The organism is Streptomyces sp. NPDC030798 (assembly GCF_055572275.1).
Window position 1 is genome coordinate 142,203 of the sequence record NZ_JBVIDR010000001.1, and the last position, 24,968, is coordinate 167,170.

18 protein-coding genes and 1 pseudogene are annotated in these 24,968 nt (G+C 71.4%); 12 read left to right on the forward strand and 7 right to left on the reverse strand.

What is annotated here, in order from left to right:
* Window positions 1-8: 8 nt before the first annotated feature.
* Window positions 9-1,313, forward strand: a complete 1,305-nt coding sequence (locus ACZ404_RS00635) for a VWA domain-containing protein (protein ID WP_468435810.1) — start codon at window positions 9-11, stop codon at window positions 1,311-1,313.
* Between the two features lie 84 nt (window positions 1,314-1,397).
* Here the strand turns inward: ACZ404_RS00635 and ACZ404_RS00640 are convergent, their stop codons facing one another.
* Both ACZ404_RS00640 and ACZ404_RS00645 read right to left on the reverse strand, forming a co-directional pair.
* Complete coding sequence (locus ACZ404_RS00640; RefSeq protein ID WP_468435080.1) at window positions 1,398-1,757, reverse strand: cupin domain-containing protein; 360 nt, start codon at window positions 1,755-1,757, stop codon at window positions 1,398-1,400.
* Between the two features lie 208 nt (window positions 1,758-1,965).
* On the reverse strand, window positions 1,966-2,637 hold the full coding sequence (locus ACZ404_RS00645; protein WP_468435081.1) for a transmembrane-type terpene cyclase: 672 nt from the start codon (window positions 2,635-2,637) through the stop codon (window positions 1,966-1,968).
* 72 nt (window positions 2,638-2,709) lie between these two features.
* On the opposite strand from ACZ404_RS00645, the gene ACZ404_RS00650 reads away from it, so the two are divergent.
* From ACZ404_RS00650 to ACZ404_RS00685, 8 genes are all read left to right on the forward strand, one after another.
* The gene (locus ACZ404_RS00650; protein WP_468435082.1) at window positions 2,710-3,291 is read left to right on the forward strand and encodes an HD domain-containing protein; all 582 of its coding nucleotides are present in this window, start codon (window positions 2,710-2,712) and stop codon (window positions 3,289-3,291) included.
* Window positions 3,292-3,440: 149 nt separating this feature from the next.
* Entirely contained in the window at window positions 3,441-4,853 is a 1,413-nt protein-coding gene (locus ACZ404_RS00655) for a chloride channel protein (protein WP_468435083.1), read from the forward strand.
* Window positions 4,854-4,927: 74 nt separating this feature from the next.
* Complete coding sequence (locus ACZ404_RS00660; RefSeq protein ID WP_468435812.1) at window positions 4,928-5,842, forward strand: cyclase family protein; 915 nt, start codon at window positions 4,928-4,930, stop codon at window positions 5,840-5,842.
* A gap of 108 nt (window positions 5,843-5,950) precedes the next feature.
* Window positions 5,951-7,540, forward strand: coding sequence for a GMC oxidoreductase (locus ACZ404_RS00665; protein ID WP_468435084.1), 1,590 nt, complete (start codon window positions 5,951-5,953; stop codon window positions 7,538-7,540).
* 163 nt (window positions 7,541-7,703) lie between these two features.
* A complete protein-coding gene (locus tag ACZ404_RS00670; protein ID WP_468435085.1) occupies window positions 7,704-8,543 on the forward strand; it encodes an SDR family oxidoreductase in 840 nt (279 codons plus the stop codon).
* A 36-nt stretch (window positions 8,544-8,579) separates the two neighbouring features.
* Window positions 8,580-10,007 (forward strand): cytochrome ubiquinol oxidase subunit I, encoded by a 1,428-nt coding sequence (locus ACZ404_RS00675; protein WP_468435086.1) that lies wholly within the window; start codon window positions 8,580-8,582, stop codon window positions 10,005-10,007.
* Window positions 10,004-11,044 carry a cytochrome d ubiquinol oxidase subunit II gene (locus tag ACZ404_RS00680; protein WP_468435087.1) on the forward strand — a complete coding sequence of 347 codons (1,041 nt, stop codon included), beginning with the start codon at window positions 10,004-10,006 and terminating at the stop codon, window positions 11,042-11,044. Before ACZ404_RS00675 ends, ACZ404_RS00680 begins: the two co-directional genes overlap by 4 nt.
* A gap of 51 nt (window positions 11,045-11,095) precedes the next feature.
* The gene (locus ACZ404_RS00685; protein ID WP_468435088.1) at window positions 11,096-12,862 is read left to right on the forward strand and encodes a cation:proton antiporter; all 1,767 of its coding nucleotides are present in this window, start codon (window positions 11,096-11,098) and stop codon (window positions 12,860-12,862) included.
* A gap of 12 nt (window positions 12,863-12,874) precedes the next feature.
* Here ACZ404_RS00685 and ACZ404_RS00690 read toward each other — a convergent pair whose 3' ends face one another.
* Both ACZ404_RS00690 and ACZ404_RS00695 read right to left on the reverse strand, forming a co-directional pair.
* On the reverse strand, window positions 12,875-14,713 hold the full coding sequence (locus tag ACZ404_RS00690) for a glycoside hydrolase family 15 protein (RefSeq protein WP_468435089.1): 1,839 nt from the start codon (window positions 14,711-14,713) through the stop codon (window positions 12,875-12,877).
* Between the two features lie 110 nt (window positions 14,714-14,823).
* Complete coding sequence (locus tag ACZ404_RS00695; protein ID WP_468435090.1) at window positions 14,824-15,774, reverse strand: DUF389 domain-containing protein; 951 nt, start codon at window positions 15,772-15,774, stop codon at window positions 14,824-14,826.
* 206 nt (window positions 15,775-15,980) lie between these two features.
* Between ACZ404_RS00695 and ACZ404_RS00700 the strand changes: the two genes are divergently transcribed.
* Window positions 15,981-16,316 (forward strand): hypothetical protein, encoded by a 336-nt coding sequence (locus ACZ404_RS00700; RefSeq protein ID WP_468435091.1) that lies wholly within the window; start codon window positions 15,981-15,983, stop codon window positions 16,314-16,316.
* 9 nt (window positions 16,317-16,325) lie between these two features.
* Here ACZ404_RS00700 and ACZ404_RS00705 read toward each other — a convergent pair whose 3' ends face one another.
* Window positions 16,326-17,315 (reverse strand): CorA family divalent cation transporter, encoded by a 990-nt coding sequence (locus ACZ404_RS00705; RefSeq protein WP_468435092.1) that lies wholly within the window; start codon window positions 17,313-17,315, stop codon window positions 16,326-16,328.
* Window positions 17,316-18,116: 801 nt separating this feature from the next.
* Here ACZ404_RS00705 and ACZ404_RS00710 point away from each other — a divergent pair.
* Entirely contained in the window at window positions 18,117-19,082 is a 966-nt protein-coding gene (locus tag ACZ404_RS00710) for a pirin family protein (RefSeq protein ID WP_468435093.1), read from the forward strand.
* A gap of 89 nt (window positions 19,083-19,171) precedes the next feature.
* Here ACZ404_RS00710 and ACZ404_RS00715 read toward each other — a convergent pair.
* A pseudogene (locus ACZ404_RS00715) lies at window positions 19,172-19,450 on the reverse strand (hypothetical protein); the annotation flags it as partial.
* A 318-nt stretch (window positions 19,451-19,768) separates the two neighbouring features.
* On the opposite strand from ACZ404_RS00715, the gene ACZ404_RS00720 reads away from it, so the two are divergent.
* Entirely contained in the window at window positions 19,769-21,166 is a 1,398-nt protein-coding gene (locus tag ACZ404_RS00720) for a glutamate decarboxylase (RefSeq protein ID WP_468435094.1), read from the forward strand.
* Window positions 21,167-21,385: 219 nt separating this feature from the next.
* Here the strand turns inward: ACZ404_RS00720 and putP are convergent, their stop codons facing one another.
* A complete protein-coding gene (putP, locus tag ACZ404_RS00725) occupies window positions 21,386-24,967 on the reverse strand; it encodes a sodium/proline symporter PutP (protein ID WP_468435095.1) in 3,582 nt (1,193 codons plus the stop codon).
* Between the last annotated feature and the right edge of the window lies 1 nt (window position 24,968).

Sequence of the window (24,968 nt, forward strand, 5' to 3'; positions counted from 1 at the left end):
CGCACGGGATGCGGATCGGCACCGCGGAGACCGTCGACGCGGCGCGGGCGGTGGCGGCCCTGGGGCTGGCCGACCGCGTCCTGCTGCGGGAGGGGCTGGCCGCGACGCTGCTGCACGGGCCGGGGCAGCGGGCGGTGTTCGACCCGGTCTTCGACCTGTACTTCCCGCGCGGCGTGGGCGGCCCCGACGAGGATGCCCCGGACCGCGAGACCCTGCGCGACCGGCTCGCGGACGCCCTGGCCGCCGACGACCGCGCCCTGATGGCCCGGCTGGCGGCCGAGGCCGTGGACGGCTTCGGCGGATACGGGAGTTCACCGGGGTCGGACGGCTGGTCGGCGTACCAGACCCTGGACCGGCTGCGCCCCCAGACCCTGCTGGCCCGGGTCCGGGCCGACGTCCGGGGCCGGGACGGGGGCGGGGGCGGGGGCGGGGGGTTCGCCGACCGGCTGCTGGACGACGAGATCCGGCGCCGTATCGAGGTGTTCCGGCGGCTGGTGGCGGCCGAGGCGCGGCGCCGGGTCGCCGAGCGGCGCGGCCGGGACGAGATCGCCCGGCGGGCCGTCGCCCCGACCGCCGACCGGGTGGACTTCCTCTACGCCGGCCGGGACCAGCTCGCCGAGCTGCGCAGGACGGTGCAGCCGCTGGCCCGCAAGCTGGCGACCCGGCTGGCCGCCCGACGGCGCCGGGCCGCGCGCGGCACCGTCGACCTGCGCCGCACCCTGCGTTCCTCGCTGTCCACGGGTGGGGTGCCGATGCGGCCGGTGCTGCGCAGGCGGCGCCCGGTCAGGCCCGAACTGGTGCTGCTGTGCGACGTGTCGGGCTCGGTGTCGGGCTTCTCGGACTTCACGATGCTGCTGGTGCAGGCGCTGCACGACCAGTTCAGCAAGATCCGCGTGTTCGCCTTCGTCAACCGCCTCGACGAGGTGACCGGCCTGCTCCGGCACGGCCACGCCGACCCGGACGGGCTCGGCGCCCGGATCCGTGCGGAGGCCACGCTCACCGGCTGGCACGGCAGCAGCGACTACGGCGTCGCGCTCGGCGAGTTCACCGAACGGTACGGCGGCGCGGTCGGCCCCCGCACGACGGTCTTCGTGCTGGGCGACGCCCGGACGAACATGAGCGACCCGAACCTGGCCGCCGTCCGTGAACTGGCCCGCGCCGCCCGGCGCGTCTACTGGCTGAACCCCGAGCCGCGCGCCCGGTGGGGCACCGGCGACTCCGCCGCGCCCGAGTACGCCGAGCTGGTGGAGATGCACGAGTGCCGCACGGCGCGGCAGCTCAGCGCGCTCATCGCCCGGCTGCTGCCGGTGTGAGGGTGCGGGACAGGGCGCCGGGCCGCTCGGCGCGGCCCGGCGTTGCGGTGGGGCGCTGCGGTGGGGCGGCCCGCCTCCGCCGCGCTACGACCCCTTGGCGTACTCGTTCGCCATGGTTCCGGCGAAGTCGAGCACCACGGCCTGGTCGTCGCCGACCACCCAGGCGTCGTGGCCGGGCGGGCACACGAAGACGTCGCCGGGGCCGACCTCGCTCTCGCCGCCGTCGTCCATGCGCAGGTGCATCCTGCCCTGCATCACATAACCGTTGTGGTGGACCATGCAGCTCTTGGTGCCCGCGATCGGCCCCACGCACTCCGACCAGCGCCAGCCCGGTTCGAAGGTGCCCACCGCGAAGTCGAGCCCGGTCAGGTGGAGGGCTTCGAGGTGGCCGCGGGGGAAGTCGCGCCGCTCGTCGGGCTTGTCGACCGTCTTCACTTCCAGCATGACGGTGTCCTCCCTTCCGGCCGCTCACCACGGCCGGGGCCGGCCACCGTCCCCCGGCGGCCTCGGACGGCACCGGCGCTCGCGGCGGCGGCCGTGCCCCACGCCTCCATCGTGGTCCCGGCCGGTCGGCGCCGCCATTCGAGGTGCCGGACAACGATGTCGGCCGACCCGCGGCCAGGGCCGCGGGGCGCCCCTGCCCCGAGAGGCCCTAGTGCTGGAGGGCGGTGTCCTGAGCGGCCGGCCGGTCCCCGGCGGCCTGGGCCCGCCCCACGGCGAACACGGCGTACAGATAGGCGAGGTCGAGCAGGAAGCAGCCGATGTAGAGGTAGTACATGAGCGCGCTGTCGTAGCGGGGCGCCCGGTCGGGGTCGGTGAGCATCGACAGGGACGCGCAGGCGGTGCCGAGCAGCTTGGCCAGGGCGATGCCCACGGACTGGCCGCGCGTCCCCCGGCGGGCGGCGAGCATCGCCAGGAACATCCCGGACATCGCCAGGTTGCTGCCGAACGCGGTGATGGTACCGACGCCCGCGTCGAACTGCTCGGAGGCGTAGTTCATCCCCGGGTAGGCGAGGGCCAGCAGCAGCACCAGCGCCGGCAGGAACGACCGGGCCGGCAGGTACGGGAATTCGGACCGGCCGAAGCGTACGACGGTGTAGCCGATGGCCAGGTCGAAGCAGAACCAGACGATGTTGATCACGTGCATGACCCCGGACGGCGGCCGCACGAAGGCGAACATGAACTCCCAGCTGATGTTGGTGGCGAACGCGACGACCGGCATCCCGAACGTGCGCTCCCGCAGCCCCGTCCGGATGAGCAGCACGTAGGCGACGGTCCAGAAGAGCCCCGTCCCGAGCAGGAACGCCGTGTGCACTGCCGCCATGGGAGTCCTTTCGTCATCAACGGCCGGGAGAACGCCGGTGATTACTCTGGCACGGTGAGAGCCTTGAGTGCAGTGTCGATTGCGACGGACCCCATCGACGATCCACCGCTGCGCCCCCTTCCCGACCGGGCGACCGCACTGCTGGCCCGGGTCGACGCCCCGCCCCGGCTGGTCGCCCACCTGAGAGCGGTGCACGACGTGGCGGCACAGCTCGCCGACTGGGCCCACGGGCACTGTCCGCGGCTGGAGTTCGACGCGGACGCGGTGCTGTTCGGCGCCGCCACGCACGACATCGGCAAGGCGCTGCATCCGGTCGAACTGTCCGGTCCGGGCACGCGACACGAGGAGGCGGGGCGGGAGTTGCTGCTGAGCCACGGCGTGGAGCCCGGCCTCGCCCGGTTCGCCGGGACCCACGGCTCCTGGGGCGCTGACGGGAACGGTGTGGAGGATCTGCTGGTGAGCCTCGCCGACAAGGTGTGGAAGAACCGGCGCGTCGCGGAGCTGGAGGACCTGGTGGTCGGCCGGCTGGCCGGTGCCGACGGGCGGCCGGTGTGGCAGTGGTTCATGGAGCTGGACGAGGTTCTCACGACGATCGGTACGGATGCCGACCGGCGGCTGGCGTACCAGATGTCCTGTCCGATCACCCGGAGGTGATCCGGACAGCCGGGTCCGGGGCAGGGATCCGGCGGGCCGCCGTGCGGACGTGCGGGACCCGCGGGCGAATGCTGCAATGACTGGAGGGGCTCGCACAGTCCGACGCTCGACAACGCACGATCCCCGGCTGACACGGAAGGAACGGTGCCGTGACGCGGTCGGATCCACCCCCTGCCGGAACGCAGCCGGAAGAGGCGGACACGCTGCGGGAGCTGTTGCGCAACCGTGGCTATCAAAAGGCGCTCGTGTTCTCGGCGGTCATCGGTGTCCCGGTCTCGCTGGCCGCCTTCTGGTTCCTCGCCGGACTCCACGAGCTGGAACATCTGCTGTGGGAGCGGCTGCCGGCCGGGGTGGGCCTGAGTTCACCGCCCTGGTGGTGGCCACTGCCCCTGCTGACGCTCGCCGGTCTCGTCGTGGGTCTCGTCGTCAGGCATCTGCCGGGAGCGGGCGGGCACGTCCCCGCCACGGGCCTGCACGCCGCGGGGATGGCTCCTGCCGCCCTCCCCGGAGTGATTCTCGCGGCCGCGGCAAGCCTGCCGCTCGGCGCGACGCTCGGCCCGGAGGCCCCGCTGATCGCGCTCGGTGGCGGTCTGGCCCTGTGGTTCAGGAACCTGGCCCGTGTCCGCCCCACAGCGCAGAGCACCGTCCTGCTGGGCGCGGCCGGTGCCGCGGCGGCCCTCTCGGCGATCTTCGGCAATCCACTGGTCGGAGCGGTGATCCTGATCGAAGTGGCCGGTGTCGGCGGCCCGCAGCTGTTCGCCGTCATGCTGCCCGCGCTGCTGTCCAGCGGCATCGGCTCTCTGGTCTTCACCGGGCTCGGCCGCTGGACCGGCCTGCCGACCGGAAGCCTCTCGGTGAAGGTGGGCGCCCCGTTCCCCCGCCTCGATCCGGGCGACGTGCTCTGGTCCGTCGTGCTGGGCGTCGGTATCGCCGTCGCCGTTCACCTGATGCTGGCCGGGGGGCGCGGGTGCGCCGTGTTCGTGGCCGGCGGTCCGGTGCTTCGCACGGCCCTGTGCGCGCTCGCGGCCGGGGGGTGCGCCGCGGTCTACTCCCTGGCCGTCGACCGGTCGCCGGCGGATGTGGCCTCGTCGGGCCAGGCCGTGCTGCAGCGGCTGGCCGCGGATCCGCACGCCTGGGGAGTGAGCGCCCTGATCGCCGTCCTGCTGTGCAAGGGCGCGGCGTACGCGCTCTGCCTCGGCAGCCTGCGGGGCGGCCCGGTCTTCCCGTCGCTGTTCCTCGGCGCCGCGGTGGGCGTTCTGCTCGCGCCGCTGCCCGGCCTCGGCGTCGTCCCGGGCATGGCGGCGGGCATGGCAGCCGCGACGGCGGCCTCGCTGCGCCTCCCGGTCAGCAGTGTGCTGCTGGTCGTCCTGGTGCTCGGCAGCGGGGCGATGATCCCCGTGGCGATCCTCGCCGCCGTCGTCGCCTTCGTGACCGTGGAACTGCTGCCGCCCGGGCGCACCGTGCCGCCGCTGGGCAAGCCGGCCGGCCCGCCGCAGGCCCGGCCCGCCGCAGGCCAGGACGACAGCGCCGAGGCCCGGCCCGGGTCGGCGCACAGGAGCTGACGATGACCTCGCACCGACCGCATGCGCCTTCGGAGTCCGCGGCACCGCGGCCGCGTCCGCCGGCGCCGCGCCCCCTGTCCGAAGCGGCCTTCCGTGGCCTGTACGACCGGCTGCGGGCCCACGCGGCACAGGGCGGCGCGCATCCGCGGGGCGCGCTGGACCGGATCACGCCGGAACGGCTCGTGGCGGCCGCCGCCGAGGTCCGCTACGGACGGGCGGTGTCGCTGGCCGCTCCCGTCGAGACCCGGTCCGCCCCGGACAGTCCCGAGCCCGCGACCCACCGGATGACCGCGCCGACACACCGGGAGACCGACGAGCCGGGCCTGCATTTCGCCCGTGACCGGATCGCCATGAACGTGCACGGGGACGTCGACAGCCACCTCGACGCGCTGTGCCACGTGATGTTCGACGGCGAGTTGTACGGCGGTGTCCCGGCGAGCACGGTGACACCGGACGGCGCCGGTGCGCTCACGCTCGACCTGGCCCGTGACGGCATCGTCGGCCGCGGCGTGCTCCTGGACATCCCGCGGCTGCGCGGTGTGCCGTGGCTGGAACCGGGGGAACAGGTGACGGCCCAGGACCTGGCCGCCGCCGAGACCGCACAGCGGGCGACGGTGGGGCCGGGCGATCTGCTGCTCGTGCGGGTGGGGCACCGACTGCGGCGCCGGACCCTCGGTGCCTGGGACGTGACACGGGAGCGGGCGGGTCTGCACCCTGCGGCCATGGACTTCCTGGCCGAGCGGCAGGTGTCCGTCCTGGGGTCGGACGGCAACAGCGACGCGGCCCCGAGCCCCGTGGCGGAGGTCCCGTTCCCCGTGCATGTGCTGGCCGTCAACGCCATGGGGCTGCACCTGTTGGACTGGCTGGACCTCGAGGAGCTGGTCACGGCGTGCGAGGAGCACGGCCGCCGGCACTTCCTGTGCGTGGTCGCCCCCTTGCGGCTGCCCGCGGCGACCGGCTCCCCGGTGAACCCGATCGCCGTTCTGTGACGGGCGGATGCCGGGCCGGGGCCGCTGCGGGTGCCGCACGACCGCACTGCGCGTACGTTCGTAGAAGGGAGGGCCGGCAACAGTCCCAGACCGCATCGAACAAGGACGGTGGTTGCCGTGGGCACCCTTCCCTCCTACGACGTGATTGTCATCGGCACCGGCGCGGGCGGCGGCACGCTGGCCCACCGTCTCGCTCCGTCGGGCAAGCGGGTGCTCGTCCTCGAACGCGGTGACTACCTGCCGCGCGAACGCGACAACTGGGAGTCCACGGCCGTGTTCGTCAAGGCCAAGTACCGGGCCCCGGAGTTCTGGCTGGACCGGCACGGCAACGAGTTCCCGCCCGAGGTGAACTACTACGTCGGCGGCAACACCAAGTTCTACGGCGCCGCGCTGTTCCGGTTGCGCCCGGAGGACTTCGGCGAACTGCGCCACCACGACGGCATCTCCCCCGCCTGGCCCATCGGTTACCAGGACCTGGAGCCGTACTACACCCAGGCCGAGCACCTGTACCTGGTGCACGGCCGGCACGGCGAGGATCCCTGGGAAGGCCCGAGCAGCGCCCAGTACGCCTATCCACCGGTCGAACACGAGCCCCGCATCGAGCAGTTGAGCCAGGACCTGGAGAAGCAGGGCCTGCACCCCTTCCACCTGCCGATCGGGGTGAACCTCACCCAGGACGAGCTGGGCAGGGCCACCCACGCCAGTGCGTGCATCCGCTGCAACCGCGTCGACGGCTTCCCGTGTCTGGTGCGCGCCAAGTCCGACGCCCAGGTGATCTGTGTGGAGCCGGCGCTGGGGCACCCGAACGTGGAGATGGTCACCAACGCCCGGGTGACAAGGCTGGAGACGGATCCGACCGGACGCAGTGTCACCACCGTGGTCGCCCAGCTCCCGGGCGACGAGGAGGCCCGGTTCTCGGCGGACGTCGTGGTGGTGGCCTGCGGTGCCGTCAACTCCGCGGCGCTGCTGCTCGCTTCGGCCGACGACTGGCACCCGGACGGGCTGGCGAACAGCTCGGGCGTCGTCGGCCGGTACTACATGCGCCACAACAACCTCGCTCTGATGGCCCTTTCGAAGGAGCCCAACGACACCCAGTTCCAGAAGACGCTCGCCCTGCACGACTGGTATCTGGGCGCCGACGACTGGGAGTACCCGCTCGGCGGCATCCAGATGCTCGGCAAGTCGGACGCCGAGCAGATCCACGGCCAGGCTCCCCGCTGGGCGGGTGCGGTGACGCCTGACATGCCGTTCGAGGTGATGGCGCACCACGCCGTCGACTTCTGGCTGTGCGGAGAGGACCTGCCTCAGCCGGGCAACCGGGTGACCCTGGAGAAGGACGGCCGCATCCGGCTCACGCTCGACGAGGACAACAACATCGCCGGTCTCAGGCGCCTGCGGCACAAGCTGCAGCACATGCTCGGCCGCCTCGGCATGCACGAGCACCACCTGCTGTCCCGCAGCATCTATCTGCACAAGGGCATGCCCATCGGGGCCACCGCCCACCAGGCCGGCACGGTGCGCTTCGGGACCGACCCGGCGTCCTCCGCCCTGGACGTCCACTGCAAGGCCCACGACCTGGACAACCTCTACGTGGTCGACACGAGCTTCTTCCCGAGCATCGGCGCGGTCAACCCGTCCCTGACGGCCATCGCGAACGCCCTTCGGGTGGGCGACCACCTGCTGGAGCGCCTGAGCTGACACACGGCCACGCCCGGGCCGCCGAGCGGGCGAAGATCATCAGCCGGGAGGCCCAACGCCGTCCGTCCCGGCGTGCCGACGCACCACCGCGATGCTTGTCTGACGGCTGAATGCGCCGGGCCGCGCCCGGCGGCCCGGGCAGGGAGTGGAGGAGCAGAGCATCGTGAGTTCCACCGAGGGCGCACCGCGGAACGTGGTTCCGGCGCAGCTGCTGGCGGGTCAGAAGGCGCTGGTCACCGGCGCGAACTCCGGAATCGGCAGGGCGACGGCCGTCGCCCTGGGCCGGGCCGGTGCCGATGTCGTGGTGAACTACGTGGCCGGCCGCGAGGAGGCGGAGCAGGTGGTCGAGGAGATCACCGCCTTCGGGGTGAAGGCCGCCGCCTACGAGGCGGACGTCTCGAAGGAGGACCAGGTCGTCGCCATGACGGACCGGATGGTCCAGGAGTTCGGCACGATCGACATCCTCGTCGCCAACGCGGGACTGCAGCGCGACGCCCTCCTCACCGACATGACCCTCGCCCAGTGGCAGAAGGTCATCGACGTCAACCTCACGGGGCAGTTCCTCTGCGCCCGTGAGGCGGCCAAGGAGTTCCTGCGCCGCGGAGTCGTCCCGGAGGTGTCCCGCGCGGCCGGGAAGATCATCTGTATGAGTTCGGTGCACCAGCTCATCCCCTGGACCGGTCACGTGAACTACGCCTCCTCCAAGGGCGGCGTGCAGATGATGATGGCGACCCTCGCGCAGGAACTCGCCCCGAAGAAGATCAGGGTGAACGCGGTCGCCCCCGGAGCCATCAAGACCCCCATCAACCGCGACGCGTGGGAGACCCCCGAGGCGCAGCAGGACCTCCTGCGGCTGATCCCCTACGACCGGATCGGCGAACCCGAGGACATCGCGCACGCCGTCGTCGGCCTGGCTTCCGACCTCATGGACTACGTCGTGGGCACGACGTTGTACGTCGACGGAGGCATGACCCTCTTCCCCGGCTTCGCCACCGGCGGCTGACCCGCCTCGGCCGCATCGGCTCCCGGAAAGGCTCACATGCACACCGTCCTGATGCTGGCGGACCCACCCGCACAAACCCTCCCGGCCCGATCGATGATGGCCTTCACCCTCGCCTCGCACATCATCCTGGTGCCCCTGGGCGTCGCCCTGCCGCTGATCACGCTCATCATGCACGGCTACGGTCTGCGCCGTGGCGACGCGACGGCCCTGCTGCTGGCACGGCGGTGGTCGGCCGTCATGGCGGTCCAGTTCGCGATCGGGGTCGTCACCGGCACCGTTCTGTCCTTCGAGTTCGGGCTGCTGTGGCCGGGCATGCTGGGCCGCTGGGGCGACGTCTTCGGCATCGGGTTCGGGGTCGAGGCCTGGGCCTTCTTCCTGGAGGCCGTCCTGATCGCCATCTACCTCTACGGCTGGCGACGGCTCCCTTCGCGGACCCACTTCCTGCTCGGGCTGCCCCTGCCGCTCGCGGCCCTGCTCGGCGCCTTCGGCATCCTGGCCGCCAACGCGTGGATGAACACCCCGCGGGGCTTCACCCTCGACTCCGCCGGCAACCCGGTCGACGTGAAGATCTGGAAGGCGGTCTTCACGCCGATGTTCGGCCCGCAGTACTGGCACTTCGTCGTGGCGATGTTCGTGACGGCGGGCTACGTGGTGGCCGGCGTCTACGCCGTGGGCCTGCTGCGGGGCCGCCGGGACCGGTACCACCGGCTCGGTTTCACGATTCCGTTCACGCTGGCGGCGGTGTGCACGCCGGTGCAGTTCGTGCTCGGTGACTCCATCGCCCGGCAGGTCTTCCACAAGCAGCCGGTGAAATTCGCCGCCATGGAGATCGTCTGGAAGACCGACACGCACCAGCCGGAGTACCTCTTCGGCCGGCTCCATCCCGACGGCAGCATCTCCGGCGGCATCCGGATCCCCCAACTCGACTCCATCCTGGCCGGTTTCCACGCGGACACCAAGGTGACCGGCCTGACCTCGGTGCCCGCGAGCGACCGGCCGACGGCGACCCAGGCCACCATCGCCCACTGGGCGTTCGACATCATGGTCGGGATCGGCTCCCTGCTGGTGCTGCTCGCGCTCTGGTACGCCGCGGTGTGGCTGCTGCGCCGCAGGATGCCCGCCTCACCCTGGTTCTTCCGGGGTGCCGCCCTGGCCGGCCTCGCGTCCGTCGTCGCCGTCGAATGCGGCTGGATCGCCACCGAGGTGGGCCGCCAGCCTTGGATCGTGTACCAGAACATGCGCGTCGCCGAAGCGGTGACGTCGACGCGCGCCGGCAGCCTGTGGCTCATGTTCGCCCTGGTGATCGCGGTGTACGTCTTCGTCTTCGGCTCGTTCCTGGTGGTCCTGCTGAAGATGCGCTCGCGCTGGCGGGAGGCCGACGCGGCGGGCGGACCGCGGCCGCCGCTGAAGACGCCGGAGACCGACACCCCGTACGGGCCGCGCTCCGCGGGGAGCCGGTCGTGATCGCCGGGGTCATCGCCGTCGTCCTGCTGCTCGCCGTCGCGGCCTACGCCTGCGGCGGCGGCACCGACTACGGAGCCGGTTTCTGGGACCTGACCGCGGGCGGAGCCGAGCGCGGCAAGCGCCCGCGATGGCTGATCGACCATGCGATGGCTCCCGTCTGGGAGGTCAACAACGTCTGGCTGATCTTCGTACTCGTCATCATGTGGACGGGGTTCCCCACCTTCTTCCAACAGGTGTTCGTCACCCTGTGGCTGCCCCTGGCGCTGGCCGCCGTGGGCACGGTGCTGCGCGGCGCCGGCTTCGCGCTGCGCAAGCCCGCCCGCAGGCTGGCCGGCCGGCGTCTGTACGGGGCCGTCTTCGCCGTCGCCTCGCTCCTGACCCCGTTCTTCCTGGGCGCCGCGGCCGGTGGAGTCGCCTCGGGCCGGGTGACCTCAAGGACGACGGCGTCGACGGACGCGTGGGCCAATCCCACCTCGTTGCTGTTCGGGCTGCTCGCGATCGCGGCCACGGCGGTGCTCGGCGCCGTCTTCCTCGCCGCGGACGCCCGGCGCTTCGACGCGCCGGACCTGGCCGGGTACTTCCGGCGCCGGGCGCTGGGCGCACTGGCCTGCCTCGCGGTCCTCGCCGTCATCACCCTGATCGTCACCCACGGCGACGCGCCTCATGTGTGGCACGGGCTCACGCACGGCGTCGGCCTGTTCTTCGTCGTCGTCGCCGCGCTGTGCACCGCCGCCACCGCCTGGCTGCTGACCCGCTCCTCCGGAGCCTGGTCCCGGGTCACGGCGGTCGGCACGGTCGCCTCGGCCGTCATCGCCTGGGGCATGGCACAGCGCCCGTACCTCGTCCCGACGTCGCTGACCGTCGCCGAGGGCGCCGGCGCGCACTCCACGCTGCGCTGGCTGGGCTTCGTCACCCTCGTCGCCTTCGTCCTCGTCGTCCCCGCGGTCGCCCTGCTCTACTGGCTGGACACCCATGGCGAGCTGGAGAGCCTCACCGATGCCGACCTGCAGCGCGCCGCCACCGCTGACGAGGGCTGACCCGATGGCGGACCCGCACGTCCCCGGCCGGCCCGCGAGGGTGGGAACCGGGTGACCGAGGACGACATCCTGCTGGGCATCGGGCTGACCGTGTCCCTGGCCGTCGGATGCCAGGTCCTCGCTAGCCGGTTGCGGATCCCCGCCCTGATCCTGCTGCTGCCCGCCGGATTCGCCGCCGGAGCCCTGACCGAGGACGTCCACCCCGACCGGCTCCTCGGCCCGGCGTTCTCCCCGCTCGTCTCGGTGTCGGTCGCGATCATCCTGTACGACGCCGGGCTGGGCCTGGACCTGCGTCGCCTCACGGGCGCCACACGCAACGTCGTCGTCCGGCTCATGGTGCTCGGCGTGCTGCTCACCTGGGGGACCGTGGTGGGCACGGCGCCGGCCCTCCTCGGTGTGCCGGTGGCCGTGGCCAGCATGATCGGCGTCATTCTCGTGGTCTCCGGGCCGACCGTCGTGGGGCCCCTGCTGGAGCATGTGCGGCCCTCGGACCAGGTGCGCCGGGTGCTGATGTGGGAGGGCTCCCTGATCGACCCCGTCGGGGGCATCCTCGGCGCCGTCGTCTTCCACTCCATCGTCTCCGGGGGACTGCAGAGCGGCCATTTCCGCTTCGGCGCGTTCTTCGCCGGCATCGCCGTCGGACTCGCCGGCGGGGCGATCGGTGCCGCGCTGCTCTGGTGCGTGCTGCGGCGGCTCCGGCTCGGCGAGACGCTGGGTACGCTCGCCCAGTTGGCCACCGTCGTCGCGGTGGCCGCCGGCTGCGACATGGCGTACGACGACACCGGGCTCATCGCGGCGATCGTCACCGGACTCACCGTAGCGAACCTGCCCCAACTGGACATGCCCGCCCGCAGGCCGTTCTTCGAGACGCTGGTCCAGTTGATCATCGGGCTGCTTTTCGTCTCCATCTCGGCGACCGTCACACCGAAGTCCCTCCTGCCGGTGCTGCTGCCCACCCTGGCGCTCGTCGGCGTGCTGGTCGTGGTGGTCAGGCCCCTGGTGGCCCTGCTGTCGACCTTTCGCACCGAACTCGCCGCGGGTGAGCGCACCTTCATCGGCTGGATGGCCCCGCGGGGCATCGTGGCCGCGTCCACCGCGACGACGTTCTCCGCCTCGCTCGCCTCCGCCGGGCTGCGGGGCGCCGGGAAGATCCTGCCCGTCACCTTCCTGGTGATCGTGGGAACCGTCCTGCTCTACGCGCTCACGGCGAAACCGGTCGCCCGCACAGTGGGCGTCACGCGCCCGGGGCGGGCGCGACCGCTGCTGGTGGGCGGCGATCCCTGGGTCGTCGATCTGGCCCGGACGCTGCGCACCGCCGGGGTCGATGTGCTGATGTGGGCGGGCGGCGCACACGAGAGGAGGCAGATCGAGGAAGCGGGCATCGAACTGGTCAGCGGGGAGCTGATGGCCGCGGCCACCGATCCGCAGGCCAGGCTGGAAGGGGTCACGTCGGTCTTCCTGCTCACCCCCGACGACGACTTCAACGCGCTCGCCTCGATCGTCATGGAGGACAGCGTCGAGGGACCGGTCTACCGTGTCGGCCCACCCCCCGGCAGCGAAGGCGTCGTCGCCCCCTACACCGCCGGCCGCACCCTCTTCGGCCCGCGGCTGGTCCGTCATACCGTGGCGGACCGCCACGAGCGGGGCGCCCGGTTCCGCCTCCAGCCGGCGTCGGCGCCCCGCCCGCCCGGCTGCGACGCGCTGTTCGTCGTCGGGTCGGACGGCCGGCTGGAGCCGGTCACCGAAGGCCCGCCGCCCGCCACCGCGGCGCAGGGCGACAGGATCGTGCTCCTCGGTCCCGCGCCGCCGGCCGGTTGAACAGCGCGCGGACTACCGCCCCTCCAGGGCGTCGTTCAGGGTGAGCGCCGCGTCGATGAGGGCGAGATGGGTGAACGCCTGCGGGAAGTTGCCCAGTTGACGTCCCGTCGGGTCGATCTCCTCCGAGTACAGGCCGACGTGGTTGGCGTACCCCAGCATCTTCTCGAACACCAGCCGTGCCTGGTTGGTCCGTCCCGCACGCGCCAGGGCGTCGACGTACATGAAGGTGCACAGCGAGAAGGTGCCCTCGGAGCCGCGCAGGCCGTCGGGCGAGGCCTCCGGGTTGTAGCGGTAGACCAGGCTGTCGCTGACGAGTTCCTGCTCCATGGCGTCCAGGGTCGACTCCCACATCGGATCCCCCGGCGTGAGGAACCCGACCGTCGCCATGCGCAGCAGCGAGGAGTCCAGCACGTCACTGCCGTAGTGCTGGACGAAGGCCCGCCGTTCCTCGTTCCATCCCTTGGCCATGACCTGCTCGTAGACGGCGTCCCGCTCGGCCTGCCAGCGTCCGGCCGCGGCCGGCCAGCCCTTCGACTGGGCCAACCGCAAGGCCCGGTCGAACGCCACCCACGACATCACCCGGCCGTACGTGAAGTTCTGGCGGCCGCCGCGGGTCTCCCAGATGCCCTCCTCCGCCTGGTCCCAGTGCTCGGCCAGCCAGTCCAGGTCCGTGCGCAGCGAGGTCCATCCCCCGTGCCCGACCTGGAGTCCGTGCCGGTGCGCGAAGTAGATGCTGTCCAGTGCCTCGCCGAAGATGTCCAGTTGGAGCTGCGTGGCGGCGCCGTTGCCGATCCGCACCGGCGCCGAACCCGCATAGCCCTCCCAGTGGTCGAGGAGCTGCTCGTCCAGGTCGGAGGAACCGTCGACCTTGTACATGATGTTGAGCGGTCCGGAGTCCCCGACGCTGCCGATTCGCTCGTTGACCCGGTCGCTCAGCCAGCGGATGAACGCCTTGGCCTCGTTGGTGAAGCCCAGTCCCAGCAGGGCGTACACGGAGAAGGAGGCGTCACGGATCCACGTGAAGCGGTAGTCCCAGTTGCGCTCGCCGCCCAGTTGCTCGGGGAGGGCCGCCGTCGGCGCGGCCACCACGGCTCCGCTGGGGGCGAAGGTCATGAGCTTCAGCGTGATCGCTGAACGCTCCACCACCTCCCGCCAGCGCCCGGTGTAGCGCGACTGCGCCAGCCAGGTGCGCCAGAACGCCACGGTCTCCTCGAAGAGCCTCTGGTATTCCTCGAGGCGGATCTCCGCGGGCGGGTCCTCGCCGCCCATCTCGAGGACCAGCCCGCGTTGCTGGCCGGCCCGCAGGCTCAGGGAGAGGTGCAGGTCGGCATCCCGGTCCGTGAGGACGTCCGCGAGCCGCTCGTCCTGCGGTTCGCGGATGGGGTGGACGGTCAGTTCCGTGCCGTCCTCCGCGACGAACACCGCTCCGTGCTCGGTGATGCGCAACTGGTGGGTCCTGCGCCCGTAGTCGAACCTTGGGGCGATCTCCACGTCGAACGACATGCTGCCGCGTACACAGCGCACCAGGCGGACCAGCCGGTGACGGGGGGTGACCGTGGTACCGGTCACGGGCATGAAGTCGACCACCTCACCGGCGCCCGCCTCGGTCATGAACCGGGTCACCAGGATCGCCGTGTCGGGAAGATACAGCTGCTTGGTCGCGTGGGTCGGGTGCGCCGGCCGGACTGTGCAGTGCCCGCCCTTCCCCTTGTCCAGAAGCGCACCGAACACACTCGGCGAGTCGAATCGCGGCGAACAGAACCAGTCGATCGCCCCGTCCGTGGTCACCAGCGCCGCTGTCTGCAGATCGCCGAGCAGACCGTGGTTCTCGATCAGCGGGTAGTCGTCCATCGGGGTACCCCTTCCGGTACGCGATTCACCCGGACGCACCCCCTCGATCAGCGTAAGCCGCGGATCCGGCCCCGGCTCGTCGTGTCCGGCCCGCGCGTCCTGGCCTGCGCTCAGCGCTGCGGGCGGGTGCCGGCACGGCGGGCCGCGCGGCGCCACAGGCGTCGTTGCAGACGCAGGGTGAGGACGCCGACGATCACGAGGACGACCACGTTCAGCAGCAACTGCAGCAGGGAGCCCCACGCCTGGCTTCCGTCGGCGAAGGCGAGCGACACGGCGACGTCCGAGGCGGCGGGAATCGTGGTCACGGAGATGAAGACCCCGAGCAGGGCGCTGCCGCGTGCCTCGGTGAGCGAGACGATCCCGACGATGCCGGCGAGCACGGCCACGGCCACGGAGAAGAAGTCCGGCGTGTCGATGAGGTGGGACACGGGCCGCAGACCCAGTTCGAACGCGGCGGACTGCAGGCCGAACGCGCGCACCAGAGCGGCGAAACCCAGAGTGACCACGATGGCCAGCAGGAAGCCGGCCGTCAGCGCACGCATCCCCTCCCGGACCCTGCGGCGGTGGTGGCGGTCCAGACCGAGGGCGATGCTGGTGATCGCGCTGTACTCCGGGCCGACCACCATGGCCGCCACGATGAGGATCTGCGAGTTGGTCACGATGCCGACGCAGCCGATGAGTCCGGCGATGACGAGGAACAGGTAGAAGGAGGGCGGATAGGTTCCCTCCTTGCGGATGTGAGCCTCGAGCGCGGCCCACAGCGGCGCGTGGACCAGCGCGCGGGGCTGGTCCCGCTCCATCTGCTCGGCGTGGTGCGAGAACATCGTCTCGACGTCGTCCACGGCGATCGATCCCCCGCGGTCGACGCCCAGCTTGCGCAGATCGCCCAGCAGGCCGTTCGCGGCGCCCCTGAGCACGTCGCACTCCACGGCGTCACCGCCCGGCACGTGAGCCGCTCGTACGACGACCAGGTTGAGGACGCGGTCGTGCGAGGTGAGCAGGTCGACGGCCGGCTGGGTGAGGGCGGGCGGCACGACCATGCGGAAGTGGATCAGGTCCATTCCGAACCCTCCTGTGAGCGGGAGCCGGTCCGCTGCGGTGGTCTCAGGAGTGCCGTCCCCCTGGGAACCGTCGGCCGGTCCGGCCGACAGGCCGCTGCGCGGGGACGGTGGAACACTGGTACGTGTCCACTATCGCCCGGCGGCACGGAACGCGCCGCCTGCGGACGTCCCGGGCAGCTCCCCCACCCCCTGGCACAGGAGGCACGATGCCCGCTTCACGATCCACGGCCGCGCTCATCGGCATCGCCGTGCTCTGCCTCGGTCTCAGCGGTTGCGAGGAACAGGCCAACGGCCAGATCGTCGCGCACCACGGCGTCAGGCACGTGGAGACCCTCTCGAACCTGGTGATGGGCGGATGCCACCGCTTCCCCGAGGGCGTGACCCGCGTCGCCAACTACACGACGAGCAGCCTGATCATGTATACGACCCCCAACTGCACGATTCCGCGCGGCGGGGAGAGCGTCTACCTGGACGGACCGTCGTCCGCCGAGGCGGTCAGGTCCACCGGCCTGTGGCGCAGCTTCTCGTTCGCGAACGAGTGAGCCACCGCTTCACCCGTGTTCCAGCCCGTCGTCGTCGCGAAGCCTTCGCCAGAGGTGGGTGCGGTGCAGCACGTACAGGGCGACGCACAGGACGGCCACCTGCAGCCCGACGGCCAGCAGCCAGAAGACGGCCCTGCCGGCCATCTCCCCCGTCAGATAGGCGAAGTTCATCCCGAAGTATCCGGTCAGGAACGTCAGCGGCAGGAAGATGGTCGACACGATGGCCAGGCGGTTGATCACGCCGTTCTGCTCGCCCGACACGAGGGAGGAGTAGCTGGCGAAAGCCCGCCGGGTGGCCTCCTGCAGGGACTCGATGTCCGTGAGCACCAGCCGGCCGGTGTGCTGGAACTCCCGGGCCAGACGGTGACGGTCCTCCGGGAAGTCCCGGTTCAGCATCCTGCGCATCAACAGCTCGTCCGTTGCCTGGAGATAAGGAAGCAGGTGGTGGTGCAGCAGCGCGGCCCTCCGCCGCAGCCGGGCCAGACGATAGACCTGTTCGGGGTGTCGTCGCTCGAACATCTCGTCCTCGAGTTCCTCCACCACCAGCAGGTCCGCCACCGCGGCCCGGCGAAAGGTGTCCAGGGCCTCCTCCAGGAGGAGGAACAGCACGGCCACGGTGTCGGGAGGGCCTTCCTGCCCGAGTCTGAGCAGGAGACTCTCCGGCGGCTCGGTCGGCCCCCAGTGGACCGTGATCAGGTGCCGCTCCGTGACCAGGGCATGGACGTGGACGACTCGGCCGTCCTCGACGACGGGTACGACGAAACCGGCGCTGTCGCCGAGGAACTGGGCCCGCGCCGGCTCACCCGCGGTGCCGAACCAGGCCGGAGTCCCGGCGCCCAGACCCAGACCGCCGACCACCCGCCGCCGGTCGGCCGCCTGGCCGTCGGGCAGTTGGACGTCGACGAGCAGGAAATCGGATACGACGAGGCGCTCCCCTGCCTCCTCCAGGCCCGTACGCGTGGTGGTCCCTTCGGGCATCGACACCACCGATACGATCATCAGCCCTCACCGTCCTGCCGTCTCCGCACTCGCACGTTGCGCACACTCGGGCGTCCGCGACACGGACACACGCAGGCGCAGCGACGAGTGCCTCGAACGGGTGAGCACGGCGAAGAGGTCGGCCGAAGGCCCGGCCCGACCAGGTCCGCGGCTCCCTGGTGCGCCTCGCGGCGCTGCTGGTCGACGAGCTGAACGGAAGCCCGCCAGGTGCTGCGCCGGCGCAGTACCGTACGGGCGCACACCCCCCGAAGGGGAGCAGCACGCGCCCGCCCCGGTACAGGACGTCCTGCTGCACGCGGACCACCGCGAGGTGCCGGCGGCGCTGCGGACGCCGACCTCGCGGCAGCGCGAGGTACTGGTCCGGCGCCGCTGGTCGCACCCGACCGAGGCCCGGATCACGGCGACGCCGGGGCTGTCGCGGGGCACCGTCACGTCCAGGGCCGGCGGGGCCCTGGGCGCGCTCGGCCGACGTCCGGAGGGCCTGCAGAGTCCTTCGGACCGGCCGATCTGCGCTCTGCGGCCACCGGCCGGGCCGGTCCGCCCGGGGCGCGGCGGGTCTGCTCGGCCCGGCGGCACCGGCCGCCCCGGCGTTCTTCACCGTCCTCGGCACCGAGCCCCACCCCGCCCGGCCGGCCCGCTCCCCAGGTCCGGCCCGTCCCTCCGCGGCCGAGCCGCCCCCCAGCTCACCGCCCCCGTGACCCGGGCTCCCGGGCGCCCGGCGCGGGCCGGGCCGCCCGCCGTGCGCAACGCTTCGTCGTTCGTCCCCTGCAACCCGGTCGGGGTCCCGCTAGGTTGTGCGGCATGAGCAACCTTGACCGCGCGCCCGTGCCGAGCGTGTGCGGCGGACGCGGATTCGTCGTCGCCGAGCCCGTCCGCGAGCTGCTGAGCCCCCGCCGGGTCCGGCTCGGCGAGTCCACCGAGGTGCGCCGGCTGCTGCCGAACCTCGGCCGGCGCATGATCGGCGCCTGGGCGTTCGTCGACCACTACGGCCCCGACGACATCGCCGACGAGCCCGGCATGCAGGTCCCGCCGCATCCGCACATCGGGTTGCAGACGGTCAGCTGGCTGCACGAGGGCGAGGTGCTGCACCGCGACTCCACCGGCAGCCTGCAGACGATCCGGCCGAGGCAACTGGGCCTGATGACCTCGGGCCGGGCGATCAGCCACTCCGAGGAGAGCCCGAAGTCCCACGCCCGTTTCCTGCACGGCGCCCAACTCTGGGTCGCCCTGCCGGACGAACACCGCCACACCGCGCCGAAGTTCGAGTTCCACCCGGAGCTGCCCACGGTCACGGCGCCCGGGCTGACGGCGACCGTGATCCTCGGCGGCCTCGACGGCGCCTCCTCACCCGGTACGGCGTTCACCCCGATCGTCGGCGCCGACCTCGCCCTCACCCGGGGCGCCGACGTCCGCCTCCCCCTGGAGCCCGACTTCGAGTACGGCGTGCTGGCCATGTCCGGCGAGGTGCACGTGGACGGTGTACCTGTGCTGCCGGGCTCGATGCTCTATCTGGGCTGCGGCCGCACCGAGCTCCCCCTGCGCGCCGAGTCGGACGCCGGCCTCGTGCTGCTGGGCGGCGAGCCGTTCGCCGAGGAGCTCCTCATGTGGTGGAACTTCATCGGACGTACGCAGGAGGAGATCGAACAGGCCCGCGAGGACTGGATGAAGGGGACGCGTTTCGGCGAGGTGAAGGGTTACGACGGGGCTCCGCTGCCCGCGCCGGCACTGCCGGCGGTCCCCCTGAAACCGCGGGGAAGGGTGCGCTGACCTGGCGAACTGCGGACTTGCCTCGGTGATGCCAGTACGGGGCAGGCCGGTGTCGGTCCTGCCCCGCGCCGGGACTCACTACGTAAGGGTCAGGGCAGCTTCACCAGGGAGCCACACGTCGATGAGCCCTCCGTCGGTGGTGGAGTTGTTCCAGACGTCGAGCCGGTAGCCGTCCAGGCGGGACTCGATCGTGCAGCTGCCTTTGTCGGTCGGGGCGATCTGCCGCTCCGCCCAGCGGCGGGCCGGGACGGCGGGGGTGCGGTCGAGGCGCGGATCACCAGGTCGACCGGTGGTTCACTGGCCGGCACGGGGGGCGCGTCGGGGTTCTCGATGGAGTGCACGAGGCGTTTGAGCCCCTCCTGCGCCACGGTAGGCAAACATCGCGGTCAGGTCGCCGTCGGCGGCCAGTTCACGGCCCGCCGTGCAGCCGCCCCCTGCTCGATGAGCGAATCGACGGCCCCGGCGACGCCGGTCGGGTCGCCTTCCACGGTGTTGACCACGCGGAGGGCGTAGCGGCCCCATGAGCGACGACAGGCCGACGACCAGTATGTACAAGGGAAAATCCAGTTCATCAGTCCGCAAACCGGTCGCTGGATCGGTGTAATCGGCACCCATGTCGTGCCGCGGAGAGATCTAGCGTCGGAGATGCACGGGGCCGCACGGACCAGAAAGACATTGAGGCACTCATGCCCATCCCGAACACCGATGTCATGCTCGGAACAGATCTGTCCCTCTCCACCTCTCCCGGCTCGGGCCAGCCCGCCGACGGACTCCTTCTGCCGATCGACGAGTTGCCCGCAGGCGAATCGTCGCCGGAACTGGCCTCCCGCCGCGTACGCGACGAGCTGATGCTCGACGGGAACGCGCGGCTCAACCTGGCCACCTTCGTGACGACATGGATGGAGCCGCAGGCACGGCAGCTCATGGCGGAGACCGCGGAGAAGAATCTCGCGGACCGCGCCGAGTACCCGCAGATCGCCGCCATGGAGGAGCGCTGTGTCCGGATGCTCGCCCGGCTCTGGCACGCACCACGTCCGGAGCAGGTGCGCGGGTGCTCCACCACCGGTTCGAGCGAGGCGGCCATGCTCGGCGGTCTCGCACTCAAGCGGCGCTGGCAGGACCGCCGGCGCTCCCAGGGCAAGGACATCGCACGCCCGAACCTCGTGATGGGCGCCAACGTCCAGGTGTGCTGGAAGAAGTTCGCCAACTACTTCGAGGTGGAACCGCGTTACGTCCCGATGGAACCGGGCCGCTACCACCTCACGCCCGAGACGCTCACCGCCTACTGCGACGACAACACCATCGGCGTCGTGACCGTGCTCGGATCCACGTTCGACGGCTCCTACGAACCCGTCGCGGACATCTGCCTGGCTCTGGACGGATACCAGGCCGCCACGGGAATCGACATCCCGGTGCACGTCGACGGCGCGTCCGGCGCCCTGGTCGCTCCCTTCCTCGACGCCGACCTCATGTGGGACTTCCAGCTCGAACGGGTCGCCTCCATCAACACCTCGGGGCACAAGTTCGGACACGTCTTCCCGGGCCTCGGCTGGGCCCTGTGGCGCAACGCCGAAGCGCTTCCCGAAGACCTGGTGTTCGAGGTCGACTATCTCGGCGGTTGCTCCCCCAGCTTCACGCTCAACTTCTCGCGTCCGGGAGCGCACGTCGTCGCGCAGTACTACAGCTTCCTGCGGTACGGCTTCGAGGGGCTGCGGAACTTGGCGGCCCAGTCCCGTGCGACGGCCCGTGCGCTGGCCACGCGCATCAAGGGCATCCCCCCCTACGAGTTGATCACCGACGGCTCCGAACTCCCGGCGTTCGCCTTCCGCCTGGCGCCGGACACGGCGGGATTCACGGTCTTCGACGTCTCGCGGGCCATGCGGGCCCGGGGCTGGCACCTGCCGGCGTACACCTTCCCCGCTCCCTGCCAAGACGTCTCCGTCCTGCGTCTGGTGGTGCGCACCGGGTTCACGGCCGAGCTCGCGGGGATGTTCATCAGCGACTTGACCGAGGTCACCAGGCAACTCCACATGTGGAGTTGCACGCCATCACCCCGTGACGTGGCGCTCGCCGCGGGCGACTGAGGCCGGCCCATCCGGTGCGCGCGGCTGGAAAACTTCCTTTGCATCATGCAAGACTTGCCCCGGGGTCCGAGTCGGCCGTCGGACGTCGCACGGCGCCATGGTGTGAAGCCCGCGAGCAGGGCGACGCCGGCCGCCGACAGGCCCCCGCCACCCCCCACGCACGGGGGCGTCGCACCGACGATTCCGCGCGCCGGCCTCCCTTCGGCGACCTCGACACGGTCAGGCGATCGGGTCGGCCGGGATGGCCTGCTCGGTCCAGATGATCTTGCCGCCGGCGGTGTAACGGGTGCCCCATCTGTGGGCGAGCTGGGCGACGATCAGCAGGCCCCGCCCGCCCTCGTCGGTGGTCCGTGCGTGGCGCAGGCGTGGTGAGGTGCTGCTGGCATCGGAGACCTCGCAGATCAGGCCTCGGTCCCGGATCAGCCGCAGGCCGACCGGCCCGGTCGCGTGGCGGATGGCGTTGGTGACCAGTTCGCTGACGATGAGTTCCGTGGTGAATGTGAGGTCGGGGACACCCCATTCCGTCAGCTGCCGGGCGGCGAGGGTGCGGGCGTGCGCGACGGCGGCGGGATCGCTGGGCAGACTCCAGAAGGTCACCTGGTCCGGGGCCAGTATGCGGGTGCGGGCGAGGAGCAGGGCCGCGTCGTCGGCCGGTGGACCGGTCAGGAGCGTGTCGATCACTTTGCGGCCGGTCTCCTCCAGGGTGGGCAGAGGCGACGTGAGGGCATCGCCCAGCCGGGAGAGCCCGATGTCGATGTCCCGGTCGACGGACTCGATGAGGCCGTCGGTGTAGAGGGCGACGAGGCTGCCTTCGGCCAGCTCGATCTCGATGGCCTGGAAGGGCAGGTAGCCGAGACCGAGTGGCGGCCCGGCGGGCATGTCCAGGATGTCGGCGCCGCCATCGGGTCGGACGATCATCGGTGGCAGGTGACCCGCCCGGGCCATGGTGCACCGCCCGGTGACCGGGTCGTAGACGGCGTACAGACAGGTGGCGCCCAGGAACGCGGTGCCCGTCGCCTCGCCCTCGGCCGCGGTCGGAGCATCGGTGTGGGCTCCCATGAGGCCGATGACCAGGTCGTCCAGATGGGCCAGCAGTTCGTCCGGCGAGAGGTCGAGGTTGGCGAGTGTGCGTACGGCGACGCGCAGGCGCCCCATGGTCGCCGCCGCATTGATACCGTGCCCGGCCACATCTCCGACGACCAGGGCAACGCGCGCTCCGGACAGCGGGATCACGTCGAACCAGTCGCCACCCACACCACTGGGAGCATCCGCCGGGAGGTACCAGGAGGCCGCCTCCAGAGCGGATCCTCCGGTCAGATCCTGCGGGAGCAGGTAGCGCTGCATGGACCGGGCCGCAGTGCGCTCACGCGTGAAACGGCGTGCGTTGTCGATGCACACCGCCGCACGGGAAACGAGTTCCTCGGCCAGACGTGCGTCGTCCTCGTCGAAGGGCCCGAGCCGCCGGGAGCGGGCGAACGTCGCCGCGCCTAGAGTGACTCCCCGTGCCCGCACAGGGACCACCATCACCGAGCGGACGTCGTGGTCGAGGAGCGTGGCGCCCAGCGTCTCCTCCGCGGTCACCCACGGACTGTCGGTGCGGTCCAGGACCGGTTCGACCAGGGTCTTGCTCTCCATCAGACAGCGGGTCACGGGCGACGAAGGAGCGCGCCGTACCGTCTCCCCCACGGCCAGGGACGCCTCGGGACAGCCCTCGCGTACCGACTGCTGCGCCGCCCGTCGGATGACGGGCGCCATGCCGACCGGCCCGGGCGCCGGTTCCTCGCCCCGCATGACGGAGTCCAGCAGGTCGACGGCGACGAAGTCGGCGACGGCCGGCACGGCGTCGTCGGCCAGTTCCTGCGCGGTCCGCGTCACGTCCAGGGTGCTGCCGATGCGGGCAGCGGCATCGTTGAGCAAGGCCAGGCGTTCCTGAGCCCGCCGTCGCTCGGTGATGTCGATGATCATGTACCAGACGCCCACGTTCCGGTCGTGACGGTCCTTCATCGCGAAGAAGGAGGCGGAGACCGCCCGGCTTCGGTCGGGGTCCGCATGGTCCACCCCGTGGTATTCGTGGTCCATCACCGGAGCGCCGGTCTCCAGGACGCGGCGCATCTGCTCCTCGAAGGCCTCCGCCTCGGCCTTCGGCAGGAGGTCCGCCATCCGCCGGCCCAGCCGCTGCTTCAGCGGGATCTGGCGTTCCAGCGCTTCGTTCACCCAGACATACCGCAGGTCCGTGTCGAGGACGGCGATACCGACCGGCGCATGGGCGAGGAAGGGAGTGAGCGTCAGCTGGCTCACCCCACCGCCTGGCATCCGCCAGAAGGCGCGTTTCGGGGGCCGGCCGACGAACCTGCCGAAGACCAGCGCGGCGGCCGTGGCGACCAGGACGCCCGGAAGCATCTCGTAGACCCCTGACCAGGGGGGACCGAGCAGCGGATTGACCTGCTTCCACAGGAGCACCGTGGCCGCGCCGGAGACGATCCCGGCCATGGCGCCGGCCCAGGTCATGCGCGGCCAGTAGAGCGAGAGCACGACGACCGGGCCGAAGGCGGCGCCGAAGCCCGCCCAGGCGTAGCCCACGATGCTCAGCAGCCCGCCGCCTCTGAGCGCGAGCAGAGAAGCCACCAGCGTCACGACGACGACGGCGGCGCGTCCCACCCACACCAGTGCCTGGTCCGAGGCGCGCCGGTTGAGGAACGCGCGGTAGAAGTCCTCGGTGAGGGCGACGGAGGAGACGAGGAGCTGACTGTCGGCGGTCGAGATGATGGCCGCGAGGACCGCGATCAGCATCACCCCGGCACCCCACGGGCTGAACAGGATGCGGCTCAGGTTGATGTACACCGTCTGCGGGTCGTGCAGCGGCGTGCCGGACTGCGCGACGCCCAGCAGACCGACGAACGTGCCACCGGCGAGGACGACGGTGACCCATCCCGTTCCGATGCGCCGGGCTGCCGGCAGGGCCTTCGTGCTGCGAATACCCATGAAGCGGGCCAGGATGTGCGGCTGGCCGAAGTAGCCGAGACCCCAGGAAAGCAGCGAGATCACCGCGACGGCGCCGAGTGATCCGCCGGCCGCCGACCACCGTCCGTCCGTGAAGTCGACCTTGGCATCCATGTCCAGCAGGCCGGGTGTCTTGCTGTTGAGGGAGTCGCGAAGCGTCCCGAAGCCGCCGAGCGTCGCGATACCGACCACGGGAACCACGAGCAGGGCGAGGAACATCAGCGTGGCCTGCAGGACGTGGGTCAGACTCACGGCCAGGAATCCGCCCAGACACGAGTAGACGACGATGACCAGAGCGGTCAGGGAGATTCCGAGCCGGAATCCGGCACCGAAGATGTGCCCGAACAACAGTCCGCCGGCCACGAGCCCACTGGCGACGTAGACGGTGAAGAACACCAGGGTCACCGTCGCCGAGACCATCCGCAGCATCCGGGTGCGGTCCTCGAACCGCTCCTCCAGATAGGCCGACAGGCTCACGGCGTTCCCGGCGCGCTCGGTGTAGGTGCGCAGCCTCGGCGCGACGAACAGCCAGTTCAGATAGGTGCAGACCACCAGGCCGACCGCGATCCAGCTCGCCCCGACACCGGCCGCGTACACGGCCCCGGGAAAGGCCAGGAACAGCCAGCCGGACATGTCGCTGGCCCCTGCGGACAGGGCCGCGACGAACGCCGGCAGCCGACGGCCGCCCAGAGCGAAGTCGGCAAAGGTGTGCGTACGGCCGTAGGCCCAGACGCCGGTTCCGATCATCACGGCCACGTAAACGAGGAACGTGGCCAGGATCGGCGCACTCAGGTCGGACATA